The sequence below is a fragment of the Streptomyces sp. NPDC007872 genome, from assembly GCF_042868165.1.
Lineage (GTDB): Bacteria > Actinomycetota > Actinomycetes > Streptomycetales > Streptomycetaceae > Streptomyces.
In genome coordinates this window covers 19,120-36,464 of the sequence record NZ_JBIAEA010000004.1, presented here as the reverse complement: position 1 = coordinate 36,464, position 17,345 = coordinate 19,120, and the positions used below count along the sequence as shown (strand labels likewise).

The following is a 17,345-nucleotide window of genomic DNA, read 5'->3' as shown; positions in this document are numbered from 1 at the left end:
GGGCTTCCGTCCCTCGGCCCCCGTACGGGCTTCATATCGGGCATACGGGCTTCTGTCGGGCTTCTCAGCCGCTCCTCAGACGGCTCTCATGTACGGATCCGACAGTCTTCCCATGACGGATCACCAGGAGCAGCCGCAGCAGCCGTACTACCCGCCGAGGCCGCCGTACGAGCCGGGGCGGGCCCCGTACGCGCCGTTCACCACCGACCACGGCACCACGATCCGGCCGTCCGGCGGGCACGGCGGTCACGTCCCGCCGCCGACGGGCCCGGTGCCCGCCGCCACCGCCTCCCCCGCCCCCGCCCCGGGTCCCCGCCGCCGTGCGAAGCGCGGGGTCGGGCTCATGGCGGCCGTGGCCATCGCGGCCGCCGCGATCGGCGGCGGCACGGCCACGCTGGTCCAGCGGCTCGCCGCCGACGGCACGGCGACCGCCTCCGCCTCCGCCCCCGTGGCCGGCACGAACGTGGCCGCGCGCGGCACCGGCACGGTCGCCGGGGTCGCCGCGGCCGTCTCCCCCTCCATCGTGGAGATCTCCGCCGCCTCGAACTCCGGCAAGTCCACCGGCTCGGGCGTGATCATCACCTCCGACGGCGAGATCGTCACCAACAACCACGTGGTCTCCGGCGCCTCCGAGATCACCGTGCGGACGAACGACGGCAAGACCTACCCGGCCGAGGTCGTCGGCACGGACCCCGACAAGGACCTGGCGCTCATCAAGCTGAAGGGCGCCTCCGGCCTCAAGGCCGCCTCGCTCGGGAACTCGAAGGACGTGAAGGTCGGCGACGGGGTCGTGGCGATCGGCTCCCCCGAGGGACTCACCGGGACCGTCACCAGCGGCATCGTCTCCGCCCTCGACCGGGACGTGACCGTCGCCAAGGACGAGGACCAGGGGCAGGACCAGAGCCAGGGTCAGGGCCGGCAGCAGTACGACCCCCGGCAGGGCTGGCCGTTCGAATTCGGCGGGCAGCAGTTCAACGGCGACACGGGCTCGTCGAAGACCACGTACAAGGCGCTCCAGACCGACGCCTCGCTCAATCCGGGGAATTCCGGCGGCGCGCTGATCAATATGAACGGCGAGATCATCGGAATCAATTCGGCCATGTACTCGCCCAGTTCCTCGAACGGATCCACGGCCGGAAGCGTCGGCCTCGGATTCGCGATCCCGATCGACACCGTGAAGGCCGACCTGGACGGACTCCGCTCGGGCGGCGACAACTGAACACGTGGGACGCTGCCCCCATGACGGGACAGCAGAACGAAGCCGAGCGGATCCTCATCGTCGACGACGAGCCCGCCGTCCGGGAGGCCCTGCGCCGCAGCCTCGCCTTCGAGGGGTACGGGACGCGGGACGCCGTCGACGGTCTGGACGCGCTCGCCGCCATGGAGGCGTACGCCCCCGACCTCGTCGTCCTGGACGTGCAGATGCCCCGCATGGACGGCCTGACGGCGGCCCGCCGCATCCGGGCGTCCGGCTCGACCGTGCCGATCCTGATGCTCACCGCCCGCGACACCGTCGGCGACCGGGTCACCGGGCTCGACGCGGGCGCGGACGACTACCTGGTGAAGCCCTTCGAGCTGGACGAGCTGTTCGCCCGCATCCGGGCCCTGCTGCGCCGCAGCTCGTACGCGGCGGCGGACGCCGCCCCGGCCGACGACGTCCTCTCCTTCGAGGACCTGCGGATGAACCTGGCCACCCGCGAGGTGACCCGGGGCGGCCGGACCGTGGAGCTGACGCGGACCGAGTTCACGCTCCTGGAGATGTTCCTGGCGCACCCGCGCCAGGTGCTGACCCGCGAGCAGATCCTCAAGGCCGTGTGGGGCTTCGACTTCGAGCCGAGCTCGAACTCGCTCGACGTGTACGTGATGTACCTGCGGCGCAAGACGGAGGCGGGCGGCGAGCCGCGCCTGGTCCACACGGTGCGGGGCGTGGGGTACGCGCTGCGCGGAGGGGGCGGGGAGTGACGGCGCCCCCGTTCCCGCCCGCGCCTTCCGGTGGGCCCGCCTCCCCGTCCACCGTCCCGCCCGGTCCCCGTTTCCGTCCCCTGGCCTGGTTCCGCTCCCGGCCGCTGCGCTCCCGGCTCGCCCTGCTCACCGCCGTCGCGGTGGCGGTGGCGGTGGCGGCGGTGTCGCTGGCGTGCTGGTTCGTGACGCGGGAACAGTTGGAGGCCGAGCTGGACTCCTCGCTGAGTTCCACCCGGCTCGATCCGGGCGGGGCGCAGAACATCCTGTCGTTCTGCCGCCAGGGCACCACGCCGCCGTCGGTGGCGGGCTCGTACACGGTGCAGGTGATCCTCGCCGACGGGAGCGTGTGCACCTCGGGGGAGGCGCCGATCCCCGTCGGCAGCGGCGACCTCGCGGTGGCGCAGGGGCGCCTGGAGGACGTCCTGCACACGGTGAAGGACGCCAACGGGCGCGAGATGCGCGTCTACACCTATCCGCAGGAGAGGACGCCCGGCGTCGCGGTCTCCCTCGCCCGGCCGCTCGCCGAGATCGACAACTCGATGTCCACGCTGCGCTGGGTGCTGCTCCTGGTCTCCGGGATCGGGGTCGTCGGCGCGGGCGCGGCCGGCCTGTGGGTGGCGCGGACCGGTCTGGAGCCGGTGAACCGGCTGACGGGGGCGGTCGAGCACGTGGCGGCGACCGAGGACCTGACGGTCCGCATCCCGGTGGAGGGCGAGGACGAGATCGCCCGGCTCTCGCGCTCGTTCAACGCGATGACGGCGGCGCTCGCGACCTCCCGGGACCTCCAGGCGCGGCTGATCGCGGACGCGGGGCACGAGCTGCGGACGCCGCTGACCTCGCTCCGCACGAACGTCGAGCTCCTCGCGCGGAGCGAGGAGACGGGCCGGGCGATCCCGCCGGAGGACCGGCGGGCCCTGATGGCCTCGGTGAAGGCGCAGATGACGGAGCTGGCGTCGCTGATCGGGGACCTCCAGGAGCTGGCCCGGCCGGACGCGGGGCGGTCGGCGCCGCTGGAGGTGGTGCCGCTGCACACGGTGCTGCGGGCGGCCCTGGACCGGGCGCGGCTGCGCGGCCCGGAGCTGACCTTCGTGACGGACCTGGCGCCCTGGTACGTACGGGCGGAGCCGGCGGCGCTCGAACGGGCCCTGGTGAACGTCCTGGACAACGCGGTGAAGTTCTCGCCGCCCCGGGGCACGGTCGAGGTGACCCTCATGCGGGGCGAACTGACGGTCCGCGACCACGGTCCGGGCATCCCGGCGGACGAGCTGCCGCGCGTCTTCGACCGCTTCTGGCGCTCGCCGTCGGCCCGCAGCCTGCCGGGCTCGGGCCTGGGCCTGTCGATCGTGGCCCGTACGGTCCGGCAGGCGGGCGGCACGGTCGCGCTGGCCCCGGCGGAGGGCGGCGGGACGGTGGCGACGGTCCGGCTGCCGGGGGCGCCGACGCCGCCGCCGGGCGGGGCCTCAGTTGTGCCGGAGGAGGGCCTCGACCAGGCCTGACCGGGTGTTCGGGAAGTCCAGGGGGACGATCCCGAGCCCGGTCCGGCCGGCCAGCTCGGCGCCGTCGAGGAAGCCGTGGACGCGGGGGTTGAGCCGGTCGGAGTTCCAGCGGGGCGGGAGGTACGCGGAGGTGCTGACGAAGTTGACGTAGAGCCGCCCCGGCTGGGCGACGGCGGCCCGGAAGTGGGCCTGGACCTTGGGGAACTTGGCGTCGGGGAGCGCGTTCCAGTCGTCCTGGAGGGCGATCTGCGAGCCGTCCCACCACTTCAGGCCGGGCAGTCCGCCGTTGTCGGCGATGAGGACGACCTTCCCGCGGGCCTCGCCGAGGAGCGGCAGCCGGTCGCCGATGCGGAAGAGGGGGCGCCAGCCGCGGCGGTCGAGGTAGTCGTCGAAGACGGCCCGGAAGGCGGCGTCGGACTCCTCGGAGTACTCCTGCTTGACCCGCATGAGGACGGTCTCGGAGGGGTGCGCGGCGAGGAAGTCCCGGCAGGCGACGAGCACGTCGCCGAACATCGCGTTCTGGTACGAGGCCCCGTGGTGGATCGCGAACGACCCGCCGGTCACCCGGCACCGCACGTCCAGGAAGCGGATGCCGCTGTCCAGTTGCCGGGCGACCGTGGTGTTCTGGCACTCGCTCCAGGGCCCGCCGAACCGGGCGCCGGAGTCGTGCGTGCCGGGGACGGTGAGCCGGGTCAGCTCGGTCCCGTCCCCGTGCGCGCCCATCCACGCCCGTACGTCCACGGCGGAGGCGGCGGGCGCCCCGAGCATCACTCCGGCCCCGGCGGCCAGGGCTCCCACGAGGAATCGTCGTCGGTCCATGGCACCGCACTATGACAGGTTCACTTCAAATCCTGCCAGGGTGCGGAGGGAGGAAAGGAGAAGGGGCGGCGGCCCGCCGAAACGGTCCGCCGCCCCTCCCGTGAGGCTTACTTGACGACGGTGATGCGGTCCGCGGCCGGGACGGCCAGCGGGGACGTCGCCGAGGAGTGGGCCGCCAGGTAGGCGTTGAAGACGTCCAGGTCCGAGGGGCCGACCAGCTTGTTGGTGCCGGTGGCCAGGGCCGGGAAGCCGTCGCCGCCGCCCGCGAGGAACTCGTTCATCGCGACGCGGTAGGTCTTCGCCGGGTCGATCGCCTCACCGTTCAGCTTGATCGAACCGTCGACGACGCGGTCCGCGCCCGTCTTGGTCGTGTCGAGCGTGTACGTGAAGCCCTTCGAGACCTGGAGGATCTTGACCGAGTTCAGGTTGGCGCCGCTGACCTGCTGCTTCAGGGCGGCGATCAGGTTCGCGCCGGTCAGGTCGACCACGTTCATCATGTTGGTGAACGGCTGCACGGTGAAGGACTCGCCGTACGTCACCACGCCGTCGCCCTCGGCGCCGGACGCCTTGTGCACCAGGTCGGACCGGATGCCGCCCGGGTTCATCAGGGCGAGCTGCGCACCGCCCTTGTCCGCCGGGGCCAGGCCCTCCCACTGCGCGTCGGCGATCACGTCGCCGAGCGGCTTCTCGTACGCCGTGGAGCCGCGGCCGTTGATGTCGGCGGCGATCCAGCCCTGCGGGCGGTTGGCGATCGGGGCCGCGAGCGCCGTCCAGTCCTGGATCAGCTTCGTCATGTCCGCGGCCTTCGGCACGTCGCGCGAGACGACGTGGTTGGCCGAGGCTACCGCCGTGCGCACGATGTCCTTGGTGCGCCGGTCGTAGGTCAGCGTGGTGTCCGTGTAGAGCTTGCCGTACGAGGACGCCGAGGTGACCAGGCGCGGCTTGCCCGCCGGGTCGGGGACGGTGCACACGTACGCCTGGTGCGTGTGGCCGGTGACGAGCGCGTCGACCTGCGGCGAGACCTTCTTGGCGATCTCGGTGATCGGGCCGGAGATGCCGTCGCCCGGACCGGGGCTGTCGCAGTCGTAGTCGTACGCGTCGGAGGCCGGGGCCCCGCCCTCGTGGACCAGGGCGACGATGGACTTGACGCCCTTGCGCTCCAGGATCTTGGCGTACTTGTTGATGGTCTCGACCTCGTCGCCGAACTTCAGGCCCTTGACGCCCTCGGCGGTGACGATGTTCGGGGTGCCCTCCAGGGTCACGCCGATGAAGCCGATCCGGACGCCGTCCTTCTCCCAGACGAAGTACGGGTCGAGCAGCGGCTTCCCGGTCTTCTCCTTCGTCACGTTGGCCGCGAGGTAGGGGAAGTCGGCGCCCTTGAACTTCTTGCCCTTGACGAAACAGCCGGCGGTCGGGTGACAGCCGCCGTTCTGCATGCGGGCCAGCTCGACGGCGCCCTCGTCGAACTCGTGGTTGCCCACGGAGGTGACGTCGAGGTCCAGCTTGTTCAGGGCCCCGACGGTCGGCTCGTCGTGGAAGAGCCCGGACAGCAGCGGCGAGGCGCCGATGAGGTCGCCGGCCGCCGCGGTGACGGAGTAACGATTCCCCTTGCGGGCCTGGCGCAGGTGCGTGGCCAGGTACTCGACGCCGCCCGCGTCGACCTTCTCGGTGGTGCCGTCCGCCTTGAAGCGGGTGACCTGGCCGGAGGAACCGGCCGGCGGCTCCAGGTTGCCGTGCAGGTCGTTGAAGGAGAGGAGCTGGACGTCGACCAGGCGGCCCTTCCCCTTGTCGTGCCCGTGGCCGTGTCCGCCGCCGAACCGGTCACCGGCCGCGCCGGCCGACGGCATCGCGGCGACGAGCGCCCCGACCGTCACGAGCCCGGCCCCCGCGGCGAGGAGCCGCCGCGCCGTCCTGTTCTTCCTCGGTGTCGCTGCCATCTGCCCTCTGTTCCCTTTTTCGCCTCTACGGGACGCACTTCCCGTATGCCGGTGCAGCCTAGGGTCAACGCGCGTAGCGCAACAGGGGGGTGTGGATTACAAGACGGTTGCCGCCCGCTTTCCACCGGGCGGCGACGGGCCGCCGTAGGCTCGTGCCATGACTTCCGACGCGGCGCCGGCCCTCGAACCCGGACGGCAGATCCACACGTACGACGAGCTCACGCCCGAGCAGGTCCGGGACGTATCGGAGCTCCTGGAGGCCGCGGAGCGGGCCGACGGGATGCACGCCGTGTCCGAGCAGGGGCGGCTCTACCTGCGCAACGGCCGGCGCGAGGGCGTGCGGCACCTCCTGCTGACCGTCGGCCCCCGGCTCTACGGCTACGCCCAACTGGAGGAGACCGACCCGATCGAGGCCCCGGCCGCCGAGCTGGTCGTCCACCCGGACCGGCGCGGGCGCGGGCACGGCCGGGCGCTCGGCACCGCCCTGCTCGACGCCTCCGGCAAGCGGCTGCGCGTCTGGGCGCACGGCGGCAAGCCGGCCGCCCGGCACCTGGCCCAGGTCCTCGGCCTGACCCTCTTCCGCGAACTGCGCCAGCTCCGGCGGTCCCTGGTGCCGCTCGACCTCCCCGAGCCGGTGCTGCCCGAGGGCGTCACCGTCCGCACCTTCGTCCCCGGGCAGGACGACGCGGCCTGGCTCGCCGTCAACGCCGCCGCCTTCGCCCACCACCCCGAGCAGGGCTCGCTCACCCAGCGGGACCTGGACGACCGGACCGCCGAGCCGTGGTTCGACCCGAAGGGCTTCTTCCTCGCGGAGGAGGGCGGGCGGCTCGTCGGCTTCCACTGGACGAAGACGCACGCGGAGGAGCAGCTCGGCGAGGTGTACGTGGTCGGCATCCTGCCCGAGGCGCAGGGCGGCGGCCTCGGCAAGGCGCTCACCGCGATCGGCCTGCGGCACCTGGCGGCGCAGGGGCTGCCGACGGCGATGCTGTACGTGGACGGGGACAACTCGGCGGCGGTGCGGGTGTACGAGGGGCTCGGCTTCGCCACGCACGAGGTGGACCTGATGTACCGCACGGAGTCGTAAGTCCTTCCCGGCAGGGGGCGGTTGACACCGCCCCCTTCTTTCCACCACCCTTTCACTACTTGATTAGTGAAAGGGTGGTGGAAGGGATCGTGGTCGAGTACCGCATCGACCGGCGCAGTGGCGTCGCCACCTACCTCCAGATCGTCCAGCAGACGAAACAGGCCCTCCGCATGGGCCTCCTGGAGCCGGGCGACCGACTGCCCACCGCACGCGAGGTCGTCGAGGCGACGGCCATCAACCCCAACACGGTCCTCAAGGCCTACCGCGAGCTCGAACGCGAAGGCCTCGTCGAGGCCCGCCGCGGCCTCGGCACCTTCGTCCGCGCCACCCTCGGCACCCACCCGGCCGACTCGCCTCTGCGCGGCGAACTCACCGACTGGGCACGGCGGGCACGGGCGGCGGGGCTCGAACGGGAGGACGTGGCCGCGCTCTTCACCTCCGTACTGGACCAGCACTTCACGGACGCACCATCCAAGGGGGAGGAATGACCGATCCGGTCATCGAGGCCGAAGGCCTCGGCCTGCACTACCGTCGGCGCGACAGGAGCTGGGCCTTGAGGGACTGCACCTTCGCCCTGCCCGCCGGCCGGGTCGCCGCCGTCGTCGGGCCCAACGGAGCGGGCAAGTCGTCCCTCCTCGCGCTGGCCGCCGGCCTGCTGCGCCCCTCGAAGGGACGGATCGAGGCACCTTCGCGGGACCGCCTCGCGTACGTGGCCCAGGACAAGCCCCTGTACGGCCAGTTCACCGTCGCGGAAACACTGCGAATGGGCCGTGAGCTCAATCCGGGCCGCTGGGACGCGGCCGTCGCCGAGAACATCGTCGCCGCGGCTCCCTTGCCGTCGAAGGCGCGGGTCCGCTCCCTCTCCGGCGGCCAGCGCACCCGTCTCGCGCTCGCCCTCGCACTCGGCAAGCGTCCCGAAGTCCTCCTCCTCGACGAGCCGATGGCCGATCTCGACCCGCTCGCCCGTCACGAACTCATGGGCGCCCTCATGGCCGACGCCGCCGAACGCGGCACCACCGTCGTCATGTCGTCCCACATCCTCACCGAGCTGGAGGACGCCTGCGACCACCTGCTCCTCGTCCAGGACGGCCGGATCCGCCTCGACGGTGCGATCGACGAACTGCTCGCCGCGCACACCCTGCTCACCGGCCCGCTCGCCGACCTCGCCCCGCACACGGTGGTCGACTCCCGCACCACCGGCCGCCAGCTCATCGCCCTGATCCGCCGCGAGGGTCCGGTCGAGGGCCCCTGGGAGACCTCCGAACCCTCCCTGGAAGAACTCCTCCTCGCCCACCTCCGCACCCCCGAGGGAGCCCCCGCATGACCGCCCTCGCCCTCAAGGGCCCTTACTGGGTGACGTCCCGGCAACACCGATGGGCGCTGTGGACCGCCCTCGCCCTGGCCGGAGCGGCAGTGGCGGTCCTGATCACCTCACGGCTGTGGTCCGACAGCGCGGCGGAAACGCTGCGCGCGACGGGATGCGCCTACGACAGCCTGGACCCGTCCTGCTTCCAGCACGCCCGCGACTACGCCGACGACCAGTGGCTCGCCCGCCACCTCGTCGAGTACGCCGCCCTGGGCATGCTCCTCCTGCCCATGCTCTTCGGGGCGTTCGTCGCGGGCCCGGTGCTCGCCCGCGAGCTGGAGACCGGGACGTACAGGCTGGCGTGGACGCAGTCCGTCAGTCCGGCGCGCTGGCTCGCGGCGAAGATCGCGGTGCCCGCCGCCCTCGCCCTCACGGCGGTCCCGCTGCTGAGCCTGGCCTTCTACTGGTCGTGGTCGACCGGCCCCAGCCACACCTTCCCCACCCACTGGCACGAACCGACCATGTTCGTCTCGTTCGGCATCGTGCCGACGGCCCACGCCCTGTTGGGTCTCGGTCTGGGAACGGCCGTCGGGGTCCTCGTCCGGCGCACCGTCATCGCCATGGGCGTCACCGTCCTGTTCACCGGCGCGGCCGTGGCCCTCCTCTCCCGCCTGCGCGACGGCCTCTGGCCCCTCAGAACCCTGACCGGCTCCGGTCTCTCCCCCGACGGGGAGGTGTGGCGCCTGGACAGCGGCATGCTCACTTCGTCCGGCGAGCGTCTCCTCTGGGAGGACTGCCAGGTGGCACGGCCGGAAAACGTCCGGCAGTGCATGACCGACCGCGGCGGGGTCACCGAGTTCATGGACATCCACCCCGCCTCGCACTACTGGCCGCTCCAGCTCGTCGAGTCCGGCATCTGCCTCGCCCTCGCCGCCCTCGCGGCCCTCGCGGCCTTCCGCGTCCTGCGCGCCCGCCACCCGTAACCCTCCGCAAGAAGAATCGGGCGCGGGACCCGCACACGGCCCCGCCCCCGATTCCCGTACGTCATGTCGTCGTTACCGGCCATTCAGAAGCGCTTGCGACGCTCACGCAATGAAGCGCTCCGTGTCCGGCCTCCCCAAAGGGAGGCTTCCCTCCCCCGCGGCCCGCTCCGACGCGCCCGAGCAGCCCCCCGCGCGGAAGAATGGGGTCATGAGCCAGCAGCCCGCCGAGGTCCCGGTCCAGTCCTCCGCCACGCCGACGTCCTCCGCCCCCCTCGGTTCCATAGCCGCGCACCCCCCGCAGACGGCCACCGACCTCGACTCCGGTCTGGACACCGATCCCGACGCGTACGAGAGCGACGGCGCGCTCGGCGACGAACTGCCGCAGGGGCGGTTCCTCGACCGGGAGCGGAGCTGGCTCGCGTTCAACGAGCGCGTCCTCGAACTCGCCGAGGACCCCACGACCCCCCTCCTCGAACGGGCGAACTTCCTCGCGATCTTCGCCTCGAACCTCGACGAGTTCTTCATGGTCCGGGTCGCCGGCCTCAAGCGCCGCATCGCCACCGGCGTCGCCACCCGCTCCGCCTCCGGCCTCCAGCCCCGCGAGGTCCTCGACCTGATCTGGACCCGCTCGCGCGAACTCATGGCCCGGCACGCCGCCTGCTACCAGCAGGACGTGGCCCCGGCCCTGGCCGACGAGGGCATCCACCTGATCCGCTGGCCCGAGCTCACGGAGAAGGAGCAGGCCCGGCTCTTCACCCTCTTCCGCCAGCAGGTCTTCCCCGTCCTCACCCCGCTCGCCGTCGACCCGGCCCACCCCTTCCCGTACATCTCGGGGCTCTCGCTCAACCTCGCCGTCGTCGTGCGCAATCCGGTCAGCGGCCACCGCCACTTCGCGCGCGTGAAGGTGCCCCCGCTGCTCTCCCGCTTCCTGGAGGCCTCCCCGCAGCGGTACGTCCCCCTGGAGGACGTCATCGCCGCGCACCTGGAGGAGCTGTTCCCCGGCATGGAGGTGCTCGCGCACCACATGTTCCGGGTCACCAGGAACGAGGACCTGGAGGTCGAGGAGGACGACGCCGAGAACCTGCTCCAGGCCCTGGAGAAGGAGCTCATGCGGCGCCGCTTCGGCCCGCCGGTCCGCCTGGAGGTCGAGGAGTCCATCGACCCGTACGTCCTCGACCTGCTCGTGCGCGAGCTGAAGGTCTCCGACGCCGAGGTCTACCCGCTGCCCGGCCCGCTCGACCTCACCGGCCTCTTCGGGATCGCCGGGCAGGACCGGCCCGAGCTGAAGTACCCGACGTTCGTCGCCGGCACCCACCGGGACCTCGCCGAGGTCGAGTCCGCGTCCGCGCCGGACGTCTTCGCCGCGCTGCGCGAGCGGGACGTGCTCCTGCACCACCCGTACGACTCGTTCTCCACCTCCGTCCAGGCCTTCCTGGAGCAGGCGGCGGCCGACCCGGACGTCCTCGCGATCAAGCAGACGCTGTACCGGACCTCCGGCGACTCCCCGATAGTGGACGCCCTCATCGACGCCGCCGAGTCCGGCAAGCAGGTCCTCGTCCTCGTCGAGATCAAGGCCCGCTTCGACGAGCAGGCCAACATCAAGTGGGCCCGCAAGCTGGAGGAGGCCGGCTGCCACGTCGTCTACGGCCTCGTCGGCCTCAAGACCCACTGCAAGCTGTCGCTCGTCGTACGGCAGGAGGGCGAGCTCCTGCGCCGGTACTCGCACGTCGGCACCGGCAACTACCACCCCAAGACCGCCCGGCTCTACGAGGACCTCGGCCTGCTCACCGCCGACCCGCAGGTCGGCGCGGACCTCTCCGACCTGTTCAACCGGCTCTCCGGCTACTCGCGGCGCGAGACCTACCGGCGCCTGCTGACCGCCCCGAAGTCGCTCCGCGACGGCCTGGTCTCCCGGATCACCAAGGAGATCGCCCACCACCGCGCCGGGCGGCCCGCGTACGTGCGGATCAAGGTCAACTCGATGGTCGACGAGGCCGTCATCGACGCCTGCTACCAGGCCTCGCGGGCCGGCGTCCCCGTCGACATCTGGGTCCGCGGCATCTGCGCCGTACGGCCCGGGGTCGCCGGCCTCTCCGAGAACATCCGGGTCCGCTCGATCCTCGGCCGCTTCCTGGAGCACTCCCGGATCTTCGCCTTCTGCAACGGCGGCGAGCCCGAGGTGTGGTTCGGCAGCGCCGACATGATGCACCGCAACCTGGACCGCCGGATCGAGGCCCTCGTACGGGTCTCCGACCCGGGGCACCGGGCGGCCCTCACCCGGCTCCTGGAGACCGGGATGTCCGACACCACCTCCTCCTGGCACCTCGGCCCGGACGGGAACTGGACGCGGCACGCGACCGACCCCGAGGGGCGGCCCCTGCGGCACGTCCAGGAGATGCTCATCGACGCGCGGAGGCGCAGGCGTGCACAACCCTGACCAGTCGCAGGACGTCACGGCGGGCGAGGTCCTGGCCCCGTACCTCCATGCCCGGGCCGCGGACTTCCTCCGCGGCCTGCGCCTACACGGCGAGAGCGGCTCCGACACCGCCGGGGCGGAGGAGGCGGCCCGTACGCTGCGGGCCGCCGCCCGCCGGATCGGCGGCACCCTCCACACCTTCCGGCCGCTGCTCGACGCCGCCTGGGCCGACGAGCTGCGCACCGAGCTGGCCTGGCTCTCGGGCACCCTGGCCGTGGAGCAGGCCTGCACCTCCCGGCTGGTCCGCCTGGTGGACGCGCTGTCCCGCCTGTCGAACGGCGGCGGGCCCGTCCCCGCCGCCCGCGGCAGCGAGTCCGCCGGACTCTCGGTCGGCGCGGCCCGGGCCGGCGCCCTCCTGGAGCGCCAGCTCACCCTGGCCCGTACGCGCGCCCACTCGGCGGCCCTCCAGGCGCTCGGCTCCTCCCGCTTCCACGCGGTCGCGGACGCCGTCGCCCTCCTGGCCTCGGAGGTCCCGCTCGGACCCGCCTCCGCCGCGCCCGCCGCCGAGGTCCTGGACGCCTCCGCCGGAGTGGCCGAAAGACGCTTCCTGGACGCGGTCGCCACCCTCCCGCTGACCCGGGCGGCCCACCCGTACAACGCCGACGCCCTCGCCCTCGCCGCCGGCGAGACCCAGGACGCGCCCTGGCACCAGACCCGGCTGCTGCTCCGCCTGCACCGGTACGCCACCGAGGCCCTGCACGCCGGGGGCGAACCGGACCCCGTCCTGTACGAGGCGGCCCGCGCCCTGGACCGGCACCGCGACGCCGCCGAGGCCGCGGCGGCCGCGTCCGCCGCCGCCCGCACCCCGCGCATCGCCCCGGCGACCGCCTACGCCCTCGGCGTCCTCCACGCCGACCAGCGCCACGAGGTCGAGGCCGCCCGCTTCGCCTTCCAGCGCGCCTGGCGCAGAACGACGGCCCCGGTCCCGTGACCGCCCCGACCCCGGTCCTGGCGGCGGGCTGCGTCCTGTGGCGCCCGTCGCCCTCGGGCGGCGGCATCGAGATCGCGCTGGTCCACCGCCCCAAGTACGACGACTGGTCGCACCCGAAGGGGAAGCTGAAGCGCGGCGAGACGGCGGAGGAGTGCGCGCTGCGCGAGGTCCTGGAGGAGACGGGCCGGCGCTGCGCACTCGGCCCCCGCCTCTCGACGGTCCGCTACGCGGTGGCGGGCCGCCCCAAGGAGGTCGCCTACTGGTCGGCCCGCGCCCTCGACGGCGCCTTCACCCCGACCCGGGAGGTCGACACCCTCCTCTGGCTCCCCCCACCCCTGGCCCACCCCCACCTCACCCAACCGAGGGACCGCACCCTCCTGGCCGAGGCCCTGACGACGACCCACTTCTGAAACGCCCCACCACACGGCGAGCCCACCCCCGAGACGCCCCCCCACGCGGCCGCCCCACCACCGGGGCACCCCTCGTCACGGCCGACCCACCCCCGAGACGCCCCTGCCCCACGACCGGCCCACCCCCGAGACGGCCCCACCCCACGACCGGTCCACCCCGAGGCGACCTCGCCCCGCAACCGGCCCACCTCCGAGACGGCCCCACCCCGCAACCGATCCACCCCCGAGACGGTCCCACCCCACGACCGGTCCACCCCGGGGTGACACCCCCACGCAACCGTCCCGCCGCCGACGGCGAGCACCGCCCACGGGAAGACCCGCACCTCTGCCCTCCCACCCGCACGGGCGGTGCGGGTGGGAAAACCCTCCCGGCCGGAGGCCGGAAACACCCCGACCGCGGTCAGCCACCCCGCACCTCCACCCCGCCGCCGCCCGCCCAAGGGCCCCGCACCGGGGCTTCCGGCACGGTTCACTTCCCGTTCACCCTCCCCCGTCGACCGCTTCACCTGTTCTGCCTAATTTCGGCCTTACGAGGTGCTCGGAGCACAGCAAAGCACCCGCCAAACCGACACACGCCGCCGTAGAACGTTCAGGACACTCGGTCCGCGACAGGGCGGCTTCTGGAAGGAACACCCGAAAGTGAAGCTTTCGCGCAAGAACGGGCTTCGCGCCTCCGCGATCGGTGCCCTCGTCGTCTCCGGCGCCCTGGTCCTCTCGGCGTGTGGCTCGGACAACAACACGGAGACCCCGGCCAAGGACGGCGACACCAAGTCCTCGGCCGCCGCCTCGAGCATCGCCTGCGAAGGCGCCAAGGGTCAGCTTCTCGCCGCCGGCTCCAGCGCGCAGAAGAACGCGATGGACCTGTGGGTCAAGAACTTCCAGGCCGCCTGCTCCGGCGTCGAGATCAACTACCAGGCCATCGGTTCCGGCGGCGGCATCACCAAGTTCAACCAGGGCCAGGTCGCCTTCGCGGGCTCCGACTCCGCCCTGAAGGACGAAGAGGTCGCCGAGTCCCAGAAGATCTGCAAGGGCGGCAAGGGCGTCAACCTGCCCATGGTCGGCGGCCCCATCGCCATCGGCTACAAGCTGGAGGGCGTGGACAACCTGGTCCTGGACGCCTCCGCCATCGCCAAGATCTTCGACAACAAGATCACCAAGTGGAACGACCCGGCGATCGCCAAGCTGAACCCGGGCGCCAAGCTCCCCGCCTCCACCATCCAGGCCTTCCACCGCTCCGACGAGTCGGGCACCACCCAGAACCTGGGCAAGTACCTCTCGACCGCCGCCGCGGCCGACTGGAAGCACGACCCGAAGTCGAAGTCGTGGCCCGCCCAGGGCGGCCAGGCCGCCAACGGCTCCTCCGGCGTCGCCACCGCGGTCAAGGACGCCGAGGGCTCCATCGGCTACTTCGAGCTCTCGTACGCCACCGCGAACAGGATCTCCACGGTCGCCATCAACACCGGCGCCGCCGCCCCGGTCGCCGCCTCCTCGGAGAACGCCTCCAAGGCCATCGCCGCCGCCAAGGTCAAGGGCACCGGCAGCGACCTGGCCCTCTCCCTCGACTACGCCACCAAGGCCGAGGGCGCCTACCCGATCGTCCTCGTGACGTACGAGATCGCCTGCGACAAGGGCAACAAGGCGGAGACCCTGCCGACCCTGAAGGCCTTCCTCAACTACACCGTGAGCGAGGAGGGCCAGAAGGTCCTCGCCGACGCCGGCTACGCCCCGCTCCCGGCCGAGATCGCCGCCAAGGTCCGCACGATCGTCCCCACCCTGTCCTGACCCCCGGCCGGGCCGGCCCCTGACCTCCCGCAGAGGGGCCGGCCCGGCATCCGGTGCACCGCCGCCAGGAGCCGTACGACCCGTACCGGCCCCGCAGACCGGAGAAGCAGATGGCCACCACCACACCAGAGCTCAAGAGGAGCCGGAGCGCCAAGAGCGCCTCCCGCCCCGGAGACCGCGTCTTCAGCGGCCTCTCCCGGGGTTCCGGCATCACCCTCCTCGTCATCATGGCCGCGATCGCGGTCTTCCTCAGCTACCGCGCGGTCCTCGCCATCTCGAAGGACAGCACGAACTTCTTCACCACCTTCGAGTGGAACCCGGCCGGTGACCCGCCGGTCTTCGGCATCGCCGTCCTCGCCTTCGGCACCGTCGTCTCGTCGGTCGTCGCGATGGTCATCGCCGTGCCGGTCGCGATCGGCATCGCCCTCTTCATCTCGCACTACGCCCCGCGCCGGCTCGCCAAGCCGCTCGCGTACGTCGTCGACCTGCTCGCCGCCGTGCCCAGCATCATCTACGGCCTCTGGGGCGCGATCTTCCTCGTCCCCTACCTGGCCGGCCTGAACGAGTGGCTCGACCAGTACCTCGGCTGGACCTACGTCTTCGACAAGTCGCAGGACGGCGTCGCCCGCAACCTCTTCACCGTGGGCATCCTCCTGGCGATCATGATCCTCCCGATCATCACCAACGTGACCCGCGAGGTCTTCCTCCAGGTCCCGAAGATGCACGAGGAGGCCGCCCTCGCCCTCGGCGCCACGCGCTGGGAGGTCATCCGCATGTCGGTGCTGCCCTTCGGCCGCTCCGGCATCATCTCCGCCTCCATGCTGGGCCTCGGCCGCGCGCTCGGCGAGACCATGGCCGTCGCCGTGGTCCTCTCCCCCAGCTTCCTCATCTCGGGCCACCTGCTCGACCCGGGCGGCGGCACCTTCGCCCAGAACATCGCCGCCAAGTTCAACGAGGCCAACGAGTTCGGCCGGGACGCCCTCATCGCGTCCGGCCTCGTCCTCTTCGCCATCACCCTGCTGGTCAACGGCGCGGCCCGCTGGATCATCGGCCGCCGCAAGGAGTACTCGGGGGCAGCGGCATGAGCCACGCCATTCAGGACCGTCCGCTCTCGGTGGCCCCGCGCGGCGGGTCCCTCTCCCACGCCCGCCTCCCCCGCTGGACCCCGGCGGCCGTCGCCGTCGGCTCCGTCCTCGCGGGCGTCGGCATCGGCCTCGCCGCCGGCTGGCACAGCAAGGTCCAGTGGGGCCTGGTCTCCGCCCTGCTCTTCGTCCTCGTCACGTACGCCCTGACCACCAAGGTCGAGGGCAGCCGCCAGGCCAAGGACCGCGTCGCCACCAGCCTCGTCTGGGTCTGCTTCGTCCTCGCCGTCGTCCCGCTGCTCTCCCTCGGCTGGGTCACGGTCAGCAAGGGCGCGGCCGTCCTCGACGGCTACTTCCTGACCCACTCGATGAACGGCGTCCTCGACGCCGAGGCCGGCGGCGGCGTCTACCACGCGCTGCTCGGCACCATCGAGCAGGTCGGCATCGCGACCCTGATCGCCGCCCCGATCGGCCTGCTGACCGCGGTCTACCTCGTCGAGTACGGCGGCGGGAGGCTCGCCCAGGCCGTCACCTTCTTCGTCGACGTCATGACGGGCATCCCGTCCATCGTCGCCGGCCTCTTCGTCCTCGCCACCTGGAACCTGATCCTGGGCTTCGGGCCCTCCGGTTTCGCCGGCGCGATGGCCCTCGCCATCCTGATGATGCCGGTCGTGGTCCGCTCCACCGAGGAGATGCTCAAGCTCGTCCCGAACGAGCTCCGCGAGGCCTCCCTCGCCCTCGGCATCCCCAAGTGGCGCACCATCCTGAAGGTGGTCCTGCCCACCGCGATCGGCGGCATCACCACGGGCGTCATGCTCGCGGTCGCCCGCATCACCGGCGAGACGGCCCCCGTCCTGCTCCTCGTGTTCGGTACGAAGCTCATCAACCCGAACCCCTTCGAAGGCGCCCAGTCCTCCCTGCCGCTCTACGTGTACGAGCAGTACGCGGTCGGCACCGACGCCGCCGTGGCCCGCGCCTGGGCCGCCGCGCTCGTCCTGATCGCCTTCGTCATGATCCTCAACCTGGTGGCCCGCGGCATCGCCCGCTGGAAGGCCCCGAAGACCGGCCGCTGACCGC

At 72.3% G+C, this 17,345-nt stretch carries 15 protein-coding genes; 13 read left to right on the top strand and 2 right to left on the bottom strand.

Translation table 11 applies throughout. From position 1 onward, the window contains the following. Nucleotides 1–112 precede the first annotated feature (112 nt). The 3 genes from ACFYNX_RS14590 to ACFYNX_RS14580 all read left to right on the top strand — a co-directional run bounded on the left by ACFYNX_RS14590 (nt 113) and on the right by ACFYNX_RS14580 (nt 3,458). Entirely contained in the window at nt 113–1,219 is a 1,107-nt protein-coding gene (locus tag ACFYNX_RS14590; RefSeq protein WP_388661614.1) for a S1C family serine protease, read from the top strand. A 20-nt stretch (nt 1,220–1,239) separates the two neighbouring features. Then, complete coding sequence (locus ACFYNX_RS14585; RefSeq protein WP_388661612.1) at nt 1,240–1,962, top strand: response regulator transcription factor; 723 nt, start codon at nt 1,240–1,242, stop codon at nt 1,960–1,962. Nucleotides 1,963–2,042: 80 nt separating this feature from the next. Then, on the top strand, nt 2,043–3,458 hold the full coding sequence (locus tag ACFYNX_RS14580) for an ATP-binding protein (protein WP_388662540.1): 1,416 nt from the start codon (nt 2,043–2,045) through the stop codon (nt 3,456–3,458). Here ACFYNX_RS14580 and ACFYNX_RS14575 read toward each other — a convergent pair. Both ACFYNX_RS14575 and ACFYNX_RS14570 read right to left on the bottom strand, forming a co-directional pair. Beyond that, the gene (locus tag ACFYNX_RS14575) at nt 3,423–4,277 is read right to left on the bottom strand and encodes a phosphatidylinositol-specific phospholipase C domain-containing protein (protein WP_388661610.1); all 855 of its coding nucleotides are present in this window, start codon (nt 4,275–4,277) and stop codon (nt 3,423–3,425) included. The genes ACFYNX_RS14580 and ACFYNX_RS14575 overlap by 36 nt on opposite strands. Before the next feature lie 107 nt (nt 4,278–4,384). Next, a complete protein-coding gene (locus ACFYNX_RS14570) occupies nt 4,385–6,214 on the bottom strand; it encodes a bifunctional metallophosphatase/5'-nucleotidase (protein WP_388661608.1) in 1,830 nt (609 codons plus the stop codon). Between the two features lie 157 nt (nt 6,215–6,371). Between ACFYNX_RS14570 and mshD the strand changes: the two genes are divergently transcribed. From mshD to pstA, 10 genes are all read left to right on the top strand, one after another. After that, nucleotides 6,372–7,298 carry a mycothiol synthase gene (mshD, locus tag ACFYNX_RS14565; protein ID WP_388661607.1) on the top strand — a complete coding sequence of 309 codons (927 nt, stop codon included), beginning with the start codon at nt 6,372–6,374 and terminating at the stop codon, nt 7,296–7,298. Nucleotides 7,299–7,387: 89 nt separating this feature from the next. Continuing rightward, complete coding sequence (locus ACFYNX_RS14560; protein ID WP_388662538.1) at nt 7,388–7,786, top strand: GntR family transcriptional regulator; 399 nt, start codon at nt 7,388–7,390, stop codon at nt 7,784–7,786. Then, nucleotides 7,783–8,622: an ABC transporter ATP-binding protein gene (locus tag ACFYNX_RS14555; protein ID WP_388661605.1), complete on the top strand. Its 840-nt coding sequence runs from the start codon at nt 7,783–7,785 to the stop codon at nt 8,620–8,622. The genes ACFYNX_RS14560 and ACFYNX_RS14555 overlap by 4 nt, the downstream gene beginning before the upstream one ends. Next, nucleotides 8,619–9,587 carry a hypothetical protein gene (locus ACFYNX_RS14550; protein ID WP_388661603.1) on the top strand — a complete coding sequence of 323 codons (969 nt, stop codon included), beginning with the start codon at nt 8,619–8,621 and terminating at the stop codon, nt 9,585–9,587. Before ACFYNX_RS14555 ends, ACFYNX_RS14550 begins: the two co-directional genes overlap by 4 nt. Before the next feature lie 208 nt (nt 9,588–9,795). Then, nucleotides 9,796–12,024 carry an RNA degradosome polyphosphate kinase gene (locus ACFYNX_RS14545; RefSeq protein ID WP_365548687.1) on the top strand — a complete coding sequence of 743 codons (2,229 nt, stop codon included), beginning with the start codon at nt 9,796–9,798 and terminating at the stop codon, nt 12,022–12,024. Then, nucleotides 12,011–12,994: a CHAD domain-containing protein gene (locus ACFYNX_RS14540; protein WP_365548684.1), complete on the top strand. Its 984-nt coding sequence runs from the start codon at nt 12,011–12,013 to the stop codon at nt 12,992–12,994. Before ACFYNX_RS14545 ends, ACFYNX_RS14540 begins: the two co-directional genes overlap by 14 nt. Continuing rightward, a complete protein-coding gene (locus ACFYNX_RS14535) occupies nt 12,991–13,404 on the top strand; it encodes an NUDIX hydrolase (protein ID WP_365548682.1) in 414 nt (137 codons plus the stop codon). Before ACFYNX_RS14540 ends, ACFYNX_RS14535 begins: the two co-directional genes overlap by 4 nt. Nucleotides 13,405–14,043: 639 nt before the next feature. Then, a complete protein-coding gene (gene pstS, locus ACFYNX_RS14530; protein WP_388661600.1) occupies nt 14,044–15,186 on the top strand; it encodes a phosphate ABC transporter substrate-binding protein PstS in 1,143 nt (380 codons plus the stop codon). Nucleotides 15,187–15,296: 110 nt separating this feature from the next. Beyond that, on the top strand, nt 15,297–16,271 hold the full coding sequence (gene pstC, locus ACFYNX_RS14525) for a phosphate ABC transporter permease subunit PstC (protein ID WP_053643406.1): 975 nt from the start codon (nt 15,297–15,299) through the stop codon (nt 16,269–16,271). Next, nucleotides 16,268–17,341: a phosphate ABC transporter permease PstA gene (gene pstA / locus ACFYNX_RS14520; RefSeq protein WP_365548676.1), complete on the top strand. Its 1,074-nt coding sequence runs from the start codon at nt 16,268–16,270 to the stop codon at nt 17,339–17,341. The genes pstC and pstA overlap by 4 nt, the downstream gene beginning before the upstream one ends. Nucleotides 17,342–17,345 lie beyond the last annotated feature (4 nt).

Excerpts from the sequence above, each read along its gene's own strand:
- ACFYNX_RS14590 (WP_388661614.1), top strand. The coding sequence starts at position 113 with ATGACGGATCACCAGGAGCAGCCGCAGCAGCCGTACTACCCGCCGAGG.
- ACFYNX_RS14585 (WP_388661612.1), top strand. The coding sequence starts at position 1,240 with ATGACGGGACAGCAGAACGAAGCCGAGCGGATCCTCATCGTCGACGAC.
- ACFYNX_RS14575 (WP_388661610.1), bottom strand. The coding sequence starts at position 4,277 with ATGGACCGACGACGATTCCTCGTGGGAGCCCTGGCCGCCGGGGCCGGA.
- ACFYNX_RS14570 (WP_388661608.1), bottom strand. The coding sequence starts at position 6,214 with ATGGCAGCGACACCGAGGAAGAACAGGACGGCGCGGCGGCTCCTCGCC.
- mshD (WP_388661607.1), top strand. The coding sequence starts at position 6,372 with ATGACTTCCGACGCGGCGCCGGCCCTCGAACCCGGACGGCAGATCCAC.
- ACFYNX_RS14555 (WP_388661605.1), top strand. The coding sequence starts at position 7,783 with ATGACCGATCCGGTCATCGAGGCCGAAGGCCTCGGCCTGCACTACCGT.
- ACFYNX_RS14550 (WP_388661603.1), top strand. The coding sequence starts at position 8,619 with ATGACCGCCCTCGCCCTCAAGGGCCCTTACTGGGTGACGTCCCGGCAA.
- ACFYNX_RS14545 (WP_365548687.1), top strand. The coding sequence starts at position 9,796 with ATGAGCCAGCAGCCCGCCGAGGTCCCGGTCCAGTCCTCCGCCACGCCG.
- pstC (WP_053643406.1), top strand. The coding sequence starts at position 15,297 with ATGGCCACCACCACACCAGAGCTCAAGAGGAGCCGGAGCGCCAAGAGC.
- pstA (WP_365548676.1), top strand. The coding sequence starts at position 16,268 with ATGAGCCACGCCATTCAGGACCGTCCGCTCTCGGTGGCCCCGCGCGGC.